Origin of the sequence: Streptacidiphilus sp. BW17, from assembly GCF_041262485.1 — a bacterium.
Classification (GTDB): domain Bacteria; phylum Actinomycetota; class Actinomycetes; order Streptomycetales; family Streptomycetaceae; genus Streptacidiphilus.
In genome coordinates this window covers 73,515-85,222 of record NZ_JBGCCR010000005.1, presented here as the reverse complement: position 1 = coordinate 85,222, position 11,708 = coordinate 73,515, and the positions used below count along the sequence as shown (strand labels likewise).

Below are 11,708 nucleotides of genomic sequence, written 5' to 3'. Positions count from 1 at the left end.
CGCCGCCAGCCCCTCCCTCAGCCCGTCCCTCAGCCCCGCCCCGTCTCGCCGCTGCGCACCGGGCTCTCCTGCCCCTCCGGCTGACGGTGGGCGAAGTCCTTGGTGCGGATCAGCAGCGCCGAGGCCACCCCGCCGGCCAGCGCGAGGACGGCAGTGATGACGAACAGCGTGTCGAGCGCGCCGGTGAAGCTCGACCTGACCGCCGACTGGAGCGTGGCCTGCAGGGGCGGCGGGAGGGCGGCGGTACCCGCCGCGCCCGGTCCCTGGCCCTGGCGGACGGCGGCGATGATCTGATCCGTCCGGGGCGCCAACGGCGTCGTCGCGAGCGCTGTGGTGAGCTTGTGCTGCAGCTCGGTGGCGAAGACCGAGCCGAGGGCGGCGATGCTGGTGGCCAGCCCGACCTGCCGGAAGGTCGAGTTGATCCCGGAGGCCATGCCCGCCCGCTCCGGCTCGACCACGCCGATGGCGGTGGAGGCCAGCGGCGGGTTGACGAATCCCGCGCCGAGGCCGGAGACGATGAAGCCGGGGATCAGGTCCGTCCAGGTGCTGCTGCCGTTCAGGCCGGCCATCAGCAGCAGACCGACGCCCACGCCGATCAGCCCGGGGCCGATCAGCCACCGGGCGGGGACGCGCTCGCTCAGCCTGCCCGCCAGCGTCGCCGCCACCAGCATCGCCCCGCTGTTGACCAGCAGACGCGTCCCGGTGGCCAGCGCCGAGTAGCCCAGCACGTCCTGGAGGTACAGCACGATGTAGAGCAGCATCGCGAAGAGCGAGCCGTTCATCGCGAAGGCCGCGCACAGGCCGCCGACGAAGGTGGGCTTGCGGAACAGGCTCATGTCGAACATCGGGTGGGCGACTCTGAGTTCGGTGAGGACGAAGGCGACCAGCAGCGCACCACCCAGGGCCAGCGCCGTGATCGCCCCGGCGTCGCCCCAACCGGACTCACCGGCCCGGATCAGGCCGTAGACCAGGCCCACCAGGCCCGCCGTCAGCAGGGCGAAACCCGCCAGGTCCAGCCTGCCGGGGTGCGGTGCGCGCGACTCGTCCAGCCGCCACCGGGTCACCGCCCAGGCGGCGACGCCGATGGGGACGTTGACCAGGAAGATCCCGCGCCAGCTGATACCCGTGGTGATCAGGCCGCCGAGGATCGGCCCCAGCGAGACGGCGAGTCCGGTGATCGCGCCCCACACCCCGAACGCGATCCCGCGGTCCCGGCCCCGGAAGCTGTGGCCGAGTAGCGCCAACGAGGTGGCGAACATGATCGCCCCGCCGACGCCCTGCCCGGCACGCGAAAGGATCAGCATCACCGGTGACTGCGCCAGCCCGCACAGCAGCGACCCGGCGGTGAAGATCACCAGCCCGATCCCGAACAGCCGCCTGCGCCCGTAGCGGTCGGCCAGCACCCCGGAGGTCAGCAGGAACGAGGCGAGCGCGAGCGCGTAGGCGTCGACCACCCACTGCACGTCGCTGAAGCCCGCGTGCAGCGCGCGCTGGATGTCGGGCAGCGCGACCACGACGATGGTGACGTCGAGCAGCAGCATGAACGTGCCGACGCAGACCGCCAGCAGGGTCCACCACTTCTTCTCCATACGCTTCGCCTCCCGGCGCCGCTTCCCCGGATCCGACTCCCCTCCAGCGTTGCCCGCAGCGGGGCTTCTGTCGCGTCGGGAGTGTTCGGAGCGTCCGGAAGCCCTATGCGGCCCCGGGGTGGCCGCGGTGGTGGTGCCACTCGGGGGCCAGCACGGCCATGTGGTGGTCGTCGACCCAGGCGTCGCCGAAGCGCAGCGCCTGGCGTGAGGTGCCCTCCAGGACGAAGCCGACCTTCTCGTAGGCGCGGCGTGCCCTCGGGTTGTGGTCGAAGACGGACAGCGAGATGCGGTGGAGGCGCAGCCGCTCGAAGCCGTGACCGACGATCAGCCGGGTGGCCTCGGTGCCGAGGCCGCGGTCGCGGCCCCTGGAGCCCAGCAGGATGCGGAAGTTGCAGCTCTGGTTGGCGGGATCCCATTCGTTGAGCACGACCTCGCCGACGCAGCGGCCGCCGGCCCGGTCGACCACGGCCAGGTCGAGCCGGTCGGTCTGCTCGTGCCGGGTGCCGTACCAGGCACGCATGCCCTGCTCCGACTCCTCGCTCCAGGGTCGGCGCTCGGTCTCCGGCAGGCCGTCGGTGAAGCGGATCACCTCCGGGTCGGAGAGGAAGTCGCGGATCACATCGGCGTCCTCGTCGAGCCGGAACGGCCGGAGCACGACCCTGTCGCCGGTGAGGACGGGCTTGTGGGAGAAGTCGGCGTGTGCGTCGTCGCTCATGCCGGGAGTGTGGAGGGCGCGGCGCGGGGTGGGCAAGGCGATATCGGCCGGTGCCGGTCAGCCGTTTCGGTCACCGCTGCCGGTCACGGCTCCGGGCAGAACCACTGGGAGGGGTGCCACCCCGGCCCTTTCCCTGGCCTGACCTGCGGCTATATGGTTCTCAGGCTGGTCTTGAGCGGCTGGCTAGCCCCGGCATGTTCCCCCCGTGCATGCCGGGGCTTCTGCGCGCCGCCATTCCTTCCGCGCCGCCATTCCTGCGCGCCGTCAGTCCTCGGCGTCGCGCGCGGAGCCGTAGCGGTGGGCCAGGCGCGGGTCGGTCTCCCACCACGGGCGTGAGGTCTCCGGCAGCTCCGGGACCTGTGTGGCTGCGACCTTGTCGGCTGCGGACGCGACCGCGGCCGCGGTCCCGACGGGGGGCGCCGACGCGGACGCCGACGCGGCCTCCTGCTCGATCCGGTCGAGTTCCTCGTCCACGACCCGGGTGCGGAGGCGTTCCTCCTTCACCACGCGGATGATCAGGGCGACCATGAACGGCACGCCCGCGATGTCGCCGAGCCCCCACAGCACCGCGCCGCCCCACTTCTGGTCCTGCAGCGGGGACCAGCCCCACGGGCGGTGCAGGGAGTCCCAGTAGTGGGAGGCCACCAGGTGCCCGCCGAAGACCAGGACGAAGCCGAGCGCGGCGTCGAAGATGACCTCCGCGATCGTGATCAGCACGCCCAGCAGCGGGTGGTAGTGGTGCGGCACGGGGTCGATCTGCAGCCGCGGCCAGAAGTACGCGAGCCCGAACGCGACGAAGCCGAGATGGAACGCGGTGTTCCAGACCGACGAGGTCAGCGAGTTCTCGTACCAGGACGTGAAGTAGAACAGCCACGGTGGCACGATCAGCAGCACGGTCGACACCAGCGGGAACATCAGCACCCGCGACACCCGACCGGCCAGCGCCGCCTCCAGGTGGGCTCGCAGCCGCTCGGGCGCCGCCTGGACCAGCAGGCTGACCGGCGCGCCGAGCGCCAGCAGCAGCGGGACGACCATGAGCAGCAGCACCGCCTGCAGCGCCCGGTCGGTGAACAGGAACCGCTCGTAGACGCCCAGGCCGGAGCAGCAGACGACGATCCACAGCGCCAGCCCGCCGAAGAACGCGGCGATGCGCTGCAGCGGCCAGAGCCCGCCGCCGCTACGGCGGACACGAATGACGCCGACGAGGTACCCGACGGCGGCCACCAGGGTGATGGCCACGACCGTGGGTTCGAGCTGCCAGCTGCCGACGACCCGGGACAGGGTCCAGGCGGGCGGGCCGGCATAGCCGAGGGCGACGTTCATGTCGCCTCCGTTCGAGGGAGGTGGGCGGGCAGTGCTTCGTTCCGGGCGGTGCTTTGGTTCCGTGCAGTACTTCGGTACGTTCAGGCAGTCTGCCGGAACGGCGCCTCGGCGGTGGTCAGGTCGGGGGTCCGGTCGGCGAAGTCGCGGATCCTGACGACCCGGCCGTCCCTGCGCCGGAAAGCCGGAAAAGCCGGTGGAGCAGGTCAGGACGGACCGCGTCGGCGGTCTCCGGCGGTTCGGGCCGGGTGGCCCGAAGGCCGAGGACCACGCTATCCGGGTGGGTGAACAGCTCCTCGACCAGGGTGCGGAAGCCGCGTGCGCGGCGGTCGGAGTACCACGCCGGGGCCGGGGCGGAGCCGGTGATCGTGGCCACGGCGCGCCGCCGCGTCCAGCAGACGGCCTCGGCCTGACTGCCTCGACCTGACGCAGCCCGCATACTCCGGCGCGCGCCCGGGCAGCCTGACGTTCGGAGGCGAACTGTCGGTCGACTGGGGGCAGGGGTGGCGAGCACGCCGGGGTTGGCGGCCCACGCGGTAATCACGGACGACGCGGGGCGCGTGCTGTTGATCCAGCGGGTTGACCCCGCCGGCGGCGAGGCGGCCTGGGACCTGCCCGGCGGGATGCTGGGCGACGAGGGGCCGGTGGACGGGCTACTGCGCTGCCTGCGCGAGGAGTCGGGTCTGAGGGACGTCGAGGTCGGCCGCCTGCTCGCGGTCGACACCGTCCCGGCGTCGGTGCACGGCCGGACCGTGGTCGACCACGTCCACGCCGGGTACGTCCAGGCCGTGCACATCCACGCCGCTCACCCGGTGGATCCGGGCGCGACGGCGGGCTACTTCGCGCCCGAGAAGGCAGCGGAGCTGGTCCCCGGGCGACTCGCCCGCCGCCTCCTGGCAGCGTTGGCCGCGCAGCGGGGCGCGCACACCGCCGTGCTGGAGGACGGCGTCCCGCGACCGTTGGGCCAGGGCGACTACTACGCGACGCTGCCCGCGCCGATGATGGCTGCGACGGTCGTGGTCACCCGCACCGATGGGCGCGTGCTGATTCTGCAGCCGAGTTACAAGCAGCACGCCGAACTGCCGGGCGGGATGGTCGAGGCGCACGAGTCGCCCGCTGACGGCGCGGCCCGTGAGCTGTGGGAGGAGCTGGGCCTGGAGTGGGAGGTCGGCCGGGTGCTGGCCGTCGACACCTCCTCGGCCCGGCAGTCCAAGCACGGGCGCGCGCTGTCCACGTTCGTCTTCGCGCTCAAGCCGCTCACGCCCGAGCAGTCCGAGGCCATGGTCCTGGGGGACGAGGTCAGTTCGGTGCGCTGGCTCACCCGCGAGCAGGCGCGCGAGGCGTTGCCCTGGCGACTGGCCGCCCGGATGGACGCGGCGCTCGACGCGCGGGCGTCCGGCACGACGGTCCATCTCAGCCGCGGACGCCCGGACCTGCCCGCGCCGACGGGGCCCGAGGCCGATCAGGGCAGGGCCTAACCCGCGGCGGACGCCAGGCCGATGCGGTTCCACGCGTTGGTCGCGGCGATCGTCCAGACCAGGCGGGCCAGCACCGACGGGTCGAAGTGCCGTGCGGCGTCGGCGCGGAGCGCGTCCGGGATCGGGCCGCTGTCCTCGCGGGTGAGGTGGTCCGCGACGGCGAGTGCGGCGCGCTCCTTGGCGGAGAAATGCGTGGCGTCCGACCAGCGGAGGAGGGCGTCGAGCTTGTCCGGGTCCTGCCCGGCGGCCAGCGCCGCGTCGCGGTGGAGCGTGGTGCAGTAGCCGCAGCCGTTCCGCTGCGAGACGTGCAGCCTGAGGAGTTCGGCCAGCGCGACCGTCTCCCTGGGCAGACCGGTGTCGGCCAGCTCGGTGAGGGAGACCATCGCCTGGGCCAGGTCCGGCGCGGAACCGACGGGGTCGAGAACGGGCATGGTGCGCTCCGGTGTTGAGGGGACGAGGGAAGGAGCGGCCAACGGCTTGAAGCTGACCGGCAGTTCGGGCGTGAGGCCGAGGTCCGCGCCGGTGAGCGGCACGGGCGCGTGGATCAGGATGTTGTAGTGGTTGGGGAAGTGGCAGGCGTCAAAACCCAGCACCGTGCCGACGGTCCGCCCGCCGATCCGGACGGTGTCGCCGCGGTCGATGACGCCCGCGTTGTCCAGCTCCACGAACCCGAGGAACCCGACGCGGTCGATCCGGGCCCCGGGTCCGGTCTCCTGGTGGTCGGTGGTGACCAACTCGTGGACCTCGCCCGCGCGGACGCAGCGTGCGGCGTGCGGCTCCAGGGCCATGCCGCGGTCGTCCCTGCGGTGCAGCAGCACCTTCACCAGCCGCCCGTGGACGGCGCGCTTGGGCCCGTTCTCCCGCTGCGACGCCGACGCGGATGCGGACAGGGCCGGTGCTTCGAGGACGGTCATCGTGCGCCCACCGCCTCGCCCGTCCACCCCGCGAGGGCGGGCGCGCGGTCGGGCGCGCCGTCGAGGGCCCGGTCGGACACCCGGTCGGACGCCCGGTAGGCGGCCTCGACCAGGCGCAGCGCCGCCGGACCGCCGTCGTCCACGCGGAACGGCGACCGCAGCCGGGCGAGGAATTCGGCCAGGATCGCCTCGTACTCGTGCCAGAGGGAGGCCTTGAAGCCGTGGTGACCGGCCAGCATGTCGGCGTGGCGGACCGTGCCGTCGGTGAGGGTGACCGTGATGTCCTTGACCTCGCCGGGGTAGGACCAGTCGAGCTCGACCCGGGCGCTCGAACGTTCTCGGGCGCCGCCTGACGCGGTCGACAGCTCGACGACGGCCCGGCGGTCGACGCCGATCGCGTCGTAGCCGACGGTCGCGCTGCTGACGGCCAGTCGGGCCGGCGCGCCGGGCGAGGAGGGCTCGGCGGAGTCGCCGAGCAGCAGGCGGACCAGGTCGAACGCGTTCGGCCCGTTGTCGGCGACACAGCCGCCGCCGCAGCGGGCCGGGTCCAGGTACCAACTGTCGTTGCCCGTGTGCTCCTCGATCTGCTCGAAGTAGCGCACCACCACCGAGGCGATCTCGTCCCGGCACGGCTCCAACTGCCGGGCCAGCTGGCGGACGCGGGCGTTGTAGCGCCGGTGGAAGGCGGTGAACAGCGGCACCCGGGCCGCCTCGGCCGCGGCCGTCAGCCCGGCCGCCTCGGCGGAGGTGAGCGCGAGCGGCTTCTCCACACAGACCGGAACCCCGGCGCGCAGCGCGTCGCCGCAGACGGCGGTGTGGGCGTCGTTGGGGACGGTGACGATCACGCCGTCGAGCCGCTCGTGCGCCAGCAGCTCCCGATGGTCGGTGTAGCAGGGGACCCGGCCCTGCCAGGGTGCGAGGGCGGCGGGGTTGCGGTCGCAGACCGCGACCAGCCCGGCGGCGGGTGAGCGTTCCAGCGCCGCGAGGTAGAACTTCGAGATCACGCCGAGGCCGACGACGGCAAAGGACTGACTCTCCATCAGTTCGCCTCCCTCCTGCGCACCACTGGTGCCTTCACGTCGAACCGCTGTGCCACATCCTGGAGTTCACCGAGCAGCGCTGCCGAGACCGGGACGCCGTCGGCGCGGTGACGCTGCGCGCGCTCGGCCTCCGTCCATCCCGGGTAGCGGACCGGCGCGGCCGGATCCGCCGGAGGGCAGTCGAGCACGGTGCCGAACAGGCTTGCGGCATCGGCGGCCACGTCACCCGCCGGACGGAGCACGCCGGGGGCGACGGCCGCGACGAAGAAGCCGATGTCGTCGTCCCGGCCGGACGGCCTGCCGTCGGCCTCCAGCGCCTCCGGCTCCGGGCCGCGACCGGAGCCGCTGACCAGGGCGGCCAGCACCTCCACGGCCAGACCCAGCCCGAAGCCCTTGTAGCCGCCGGTCTCCGCATCGCCACCCAGCCAGCGCAGATGTGCCTCGCCCCGGTCGAAGGCGGCAGCGTCGGTGACAGTCCGTCCGTTGTCGTCGGCCAGCCAGCCCGCCGGGACCGGCTGCCCTGCCCTGGCCGCGACGCGGACCCGGCCGGTCGGGGCGACCGTGGTGCTCATGTCGAGGACGAACGGGTGGTGCTCGCCCGCAGGCGCGGCGATGCTGAGCGGGTTGGTGCCCAGCAGCGTGCGCAGTCCGCCCGGCGGGCGCGCGATGCGCTGACGCCCGCAGTTGGAGGCGACGATGCCGACCATGCCACGGTGTGCGGCGCGGGCCGCGTGGTAGCCCGCGCAGCCGAGGTGGGTGGCCCCGTGGACCGAGACCAGCCCGATCCCGAACCGCGCGGCCCGCTCGACGGCGAGGTCCATCGCGGCGGCGGCCGACCACAGCCCGAGCGCGCCCCGCGCGTCCTGGCGGACGGCCGCGCCCGCGTCGGTGGTGACGAGCGGCTCGGCGGAGGCGTCGACGCGGCCCTGCTCGAAGAGCGGCAGGTAGAGCCGGGTGAGATTGGTCAGCCCGTGCGAGGACATGCCGGTGAGGTCGCCGTAGCAGAGTGCCTCGGCTGCGGTGGCGGCTCGGTCCCGGGCCACTCCGCAGCGGCGGAAGACGTCGGTGGTGAACCGCAGCAGGTCGTCATGGTCGACGAGCGGACTGTCCTGACGCTGAGTCAGTTGATGGGGGAGGGGCGAGCTCGACAGCGGCATGCGGGATGGTGCTCCTTGCGGATGGTGCAGGCGGTGCCTGATCGGTGAACGGCTTGGCGGTGAACTGCTCTGCGGTGAATTGCTCTGCGGTGAACTGCTCTGCGGCGCGGAAGTGCGTGAGCAGGCGGGCGACGGTGTCGGCGAAGCCGTCCAGGTCGGACAGGTCGGCGAACTCGCCGTCGGCGTGGGCGTGGTTGGCATCGAGGCTGCCGGGGCCGAGCACCACGGTGTGGGCGTCGGGCAGGCCCGCCGTCCAGATCGCGTCGCAGGTGAAGGCCGGTTCCTCGGCGGGCCAGAGCGGCACGTCGGCGCGGGCCAGCAGCGGGAGGAGCCACGCCGGAGCGCCGTGCGCGCCGTGCTCGGCGTGCTCGCCGTACGTGCTGTCCAGTGCGGGCAGGCCGCGCTTGAGCCAGGTGACGCGGGTGACGGTCGGCGCGTCGGCGGCGGTCCGGGCCAGGCGGCTGCTGTCCCGGTGCGCGTCGGTGAAGGCCCGCAGCCCGCTCCGGACCGCGTCCAGGAACCGGCGCTCCAGACGACGCCCGACGGCCGCGCTGCGGTAGGAGAGGTTGACCAGCAGACTGCCGCGCCCGTAGACGCGGTTGTGCAGGGTGCCCGTGTGCAGCCCGGCCACGCAGATCTGGCCGTCGGCCGGGTCGAGCGCGGCGTCGAGGGTGACGGCCAGATGGTGCGCCAGAAAGCCCAGCAGGACCGTCGCGTTGTGGCCCGAGCCCGGACGGTCGTCGACGGCGTCCTCACCGGTGACCTCGATCCGAGCGGTCATCGACGCGGTGCTGCGCAGCAGCGCCCGGCCGCCGGTCGGCTCGCAGAACAGGTTGAGCCGGCCGTAGTGCCCGGCCTCGACCAGCGGACGGGTGCCGAACGTGCCGAGCGCGCCGCCCTCCTCGCCGGATACCGCCTGGATCAGGATCCGGGTGTCACGCGGCAGGTCCGGCTGCGCCGCCACGGCCGCGCGCACCCCCGCGAGCAGCGCGACGGCCGGGCCCTTGGCGTCGATCGCGCCGCGCCCGTGGAAGCGGTGCCCGTCGAAGGAGACAGGCTGCTGCCCGGCGACCGTGTCCAGATGGACGTTGGCCATCACGGTCCGCTCGCGCGCAGCGTCGTCGGGGCCGAGAGAGAGAACCAGGCTCGGTTGGACCGTGAGGAATTCGGGCTGCTCGGCAGCTGCCTGACAGACCGTCAACGGGGTGTCGAGACGCTGTAGGCACCGCGCGTCAGGCGCCGCGTGGTGCACCACCGTGAAGCCGAGCTCGGCCGCCGCTGCGGCATAACGGTGTTGGGCGAACCACAGCTCGGGCGGTGGTGCGTCCGGCCCCTGCTCCAGCGGGCCGACCGTCGGGAGGGAGAGCAGGTCGAGCAGCAGCGTGTGGTCGTCGGGAGTGAGGCGCGGCGTCGCCTGGCGACCGGTCATCGCGCGGCCTCGGCGGGGCGCTGCCCGACCGGACGCGGCAGCACGGAGTCGTCGAGAAGCCGCCGCAGCGCCAGACCGCAGCGGACGAAGGCTGCGTGGCACTCCTCCGGCGCGTCCCCGTGGTTCTCGTGCGGGCGGACGGCCACGTGCGGTTCGAGGGAGAAGGCGCCCGTGTACCCGTGGTCGAGCAGCAGACGCAGCCCCTCGGCCACGCGCAACTCGCCTGCGCCCGGCTCGCGGTAGGCAGGACGACCGTCCACGCCCAGCACCGCGTCCTTGACGTGCACGTGGTGGATGTTCCGCGTCCACGGGAGGATGCGGCGGAGCAGGGCGTGGTTGTCGTAGCCGTAGGCCGGGCCGTTGCCGGTGTCGAGGAGGAGCCCGAAGCCCGTGCCGCCGGTGACGTCGAGCAGCCGGACCATGCGTTCCGCGTCGGTCCCGGCCCAGCCGGAGCAGTTCTCGTGGAGCAACACCAACCCGGCGTCGGCGGCGCGGTGGGCCAGCACGGCCATGCGGCCCAGGACTTCCGCCTCCCAGGCGGACGGGTCCAGCGGGGCGCGGGAGTCGTTCGGGTAGGACATGACGCGCACGTAACGGGTGCCGAGCCGGGCACAGCGGCGAGCGAGGACGTCGAGCTCGTCCAGGTCGGCCGTGAAGTCGCCGGTCACCGGGCGGGCCCAGCCGCCGATCCGGGCGTCCACCGCGACCACGTCGACGCCCGCGTCAGCGAGCGCGCAGGCCGCGCGGTCGAAGGCGGCTTCGGGCAGGTCGGCCAGCGGGATGCCGTCGACGGTGCGCAGCTCCAGCGTGCGCCAGCCGAGTTCGGCGATCGCGGCGAGCTGGCCGTCGATGCCGAGGGCGGCCTCGTCACCGATCCCGGTCAGCGTCGGGCCTGCTGACCGACAGTCACTTCGCATCCGTCAGCACCTCTTCGATGAGCCGGAGTTCGGCGGTCAGGCCGTTGTCGCAGCGGCGCTTGGCGTCGGCGAGCAGTTCCACCGCGCGAACCTGGCGGGTGAAAGCCTCGGCGGGCGGGCCCTCGCCGTCGAAGTCGGCGTACGCGCGCAGCAGGAAGGCGGTGAGCGCGTCGTCGCGGAAGATCTGCTTGGGTGGGCTCACCGATCCCGGTGTGACCAGCCGGAGTTGGGCGTGGTCGTCGGCGGAGTCGGCCGGGTAGTGGCCGATGACGGTGCCGTGGTCGAACTGCAGCGTAATCCGCCGCTCGCGGACCGGAGAGGTCAGGTCGGAGCGGATCTCGCTGCGCACACCGCCGTGGTGGTGCAGCTGCACCGACCCGCTGCCCAGACGCGGCAGGCGGCGACCGTGCAACACCAGATCGGTGCAGGAGGCGGAGGCGACCTTGGCGTCCCCCGCCAGGTGCAGCAGCACGCCCAGGCCGTGCGGGATCTCGACGTCGAAGGCGGTCGGATGGCCGAGCGTGGTGAGCGAGCGGTGGAACCGCGGCTTGTTCTGCACCACCGAGATCTGCCGCAGCGTGCCCAACTTCGCATCGGTGACCAGGCGGGCCAGACGTTCCGTCAGGGTGCTGGCCGACCACGGTTCGACCACCGCGACCTGCACTCCGGCGCGGCCCACCAGGCGTACCAGCTCGGCGAGTTCGTCCGTGCCCGTGGCGGCTGGCTTCTCCAGCAGCAGCTTGCGGAAGCCGAGTCCGAGCAGGTCGCGGACCACCTCCGGCCGCCCGAGCGGCGGGGTGCAGACATGGACCACCGTGTTGTCGGGCGCCACCAACCGCCGTGCCGCGTTCAGCGACTCGGCCACGCGCAGCGCGCCGTCGAGGGAGGTCTCGCTGTCACCGTCGGGCGGGACGGACGGATCGACGCCGATGACCGGGCCGGGGGCGAAGAGGTGCGGCTGCTGTGCCCGGGCCTTGGCCAGGACGGGGAGATGCAGACCCGCGCCGGCTCGGCCCAGTCCCACGACCAGTGTTCGGAGCATGTGCCTGAGCCTGGTGGGGAAAACGGCCCAAGTCAAAGATTCATTGGCGTGGTGTACCTGATCGGGTGAATCGGCCCAGTGCGACCCAGGTTTCCCTCAGTTCGTGA

General features: G+C 73.1%; 11 protein-coding genes. 1 reads left to right on the top strand and 10 read right to left on the bottom strand.

The window, feature by feature from the left end; genetic code table 11:
• Positions 1–29: 29 nt before the first annotated feature.
• From ABH940_RS07985 to ABH940_RS07970, 4 genes are all read right to left on the bottom strand, one after another.
• Positions 30–1,589: an MFS transporter gene (locus ABH940_RS07985; protein ID WP_370104921.1), complete on the bottom strand. Its 1,560-nt coding sequence runs from the start codon at positions 1,587–1,589 to the stop codon at positions 30–32.
• A gap of 103 nt (positions 1,590–1,692) precedes the next feature.
• Complete coding sequence (locus tag ABH940_RS07980; RefSeq protein WP_370064014.1) at positions 1,693–2,304, bottom strand: GNAT family N-acetyltransferase; 612 nt, start codon at positions 2,302–2,304, stop codon at positions 1,693–1,695.
• Positions 2,305–2,568: 264 nt separating this feature from the next.
• A complete protein-coding gene (locus ABH940_RS07975; RefSeq protein ID WP_370064012.1) occupies positions 2,569–3,627 on the bottom strand; it encodes a cytochrome c oxidase assembly protein in 1,059 nt (352 codons plus the stop codon).
• 115 nt (positions 3,628–3,742) lie between these two features.
• Entirely contained in the window at positions 3,743–4,000 is a 258-nt protein-coding gene (locus ABH940_RS07970) for a hypothetical protein (RefSeq protein WP_370104920.1), read from the bottom strand.
• 127 nt (positions 4,001–4,127) lie between these two features.
• On the opposite strand from ABH940_RS07970, the gene ABH940_RS07965 reads away from it, so the two are divergent.
• Complete coding sequence (locus tag ABH940_RS07965; protein WP_370104918.1) at positions 4,128–5,102, top strand: NUDIX domain-containing protein; 975 nt, start codon at positions 4,128–4,130, stop codon at positions 5,100–5,102.
• On the opposite strand, the gene ABH940_RS07960 is transcribed toward ABH940_RS07965, so the two are convergent.
• From ABH940_RS07960 to ABH940_RS07935, 6 genes are read right to left on the bottom strand one after another with little or no spacing between them, the layout of a single operon-like run.
• Positions 5,099–6,016: a carboxymuconolactone decarboxylase family protein gene (locus ABH940_RS07960; protein ID WP_370064006.1), complete on the bottom strand. Its 918-nt coding sequence runs from the start codon at positions 6,014–6,016 to the stop codon at positions 5,099–5,101. The genes ABH940_RS07965 and ABH940_RS07960 overlap by 4 nt on opposite strands.
• Positions 6,013–7,056 carry a Gfo/Idh/MocA family protein gene (locus ABH940_RS07955; RefSeq protein ID WP_370064004.1) on the bottom strand — a complete coding sequence of 348 codons (1,044 nt, stop codon included), beginning with the start codon at positions 7,054–7,056 and terminating at the stop codon, positions 6,013–6,015. Before ABH940_RS07955 ends, ABH940_RS07960 begins: the two co-directional genes overlap by 4 nt.
• Positions 7,056–8,213, bottom strand: coding sequence for an Ldh family oxidoreductase (locus ABH940_RS07950; RefSeq protein WP_370104917.1), 1,158 nt, complete (start codon positions 8,211–8,213; stop codon positions 7,056–7,058). Before ABH940_RS07950 ends, ABH940_RS07955 begins: the two co-directional genes overlap by 1 nt.
• Positions 8,143–9,642 carry a M20/M25/M40 family metallo-hydrolase gene (locus tag ABH940_RS07945; RefSeq protein WP_370104916.1) on the bottom strand — a complete coding sequence of 500 codons (1,500 nt, stop codon included), beginning with the start codon at positions 9,640–9,642 and terminating at the stop codon, positions 8,143–8,145. The genes ABH940_RS07950 and ABH940_RS07945 overlap by 71 nt, the downstream gene beginning before the upstream one ends.
• The gene (locus ABH940_RS07940) at positions 9,639–10,559 is read right to left on the bottom strand and encodes a sugar phosphate isomerase/epimerase family protein (RefSeq protein WP_370104915.1); all 921 of its coding nucleotides are present in this window, start codon (positions 10,557–10,559) and stop codon (positions 9,639–9,641) included. Before ABH940_RS07940 ends, ABH940_RS07945 begins: the two co-directional genes overlap by 4 nt.
• On the bottom strand, positions 10,549–11,601 hold the full coding sequence (locus tag ABH940_RS07935) for a Gfo/Idh/MocA family oxidoreductase (protein WP_370063996.1): 1,053 nt from the start codon (positions 11,599–11,601) through the stop codon (positions 10,549–10,551). Before ABH940_RS07935 ends, ABH940_RS07940 begins: the two co-directional genes overlap by 11 nt.
• Positions 11,602–11,708: the final 107 nt, after the last annotated feature.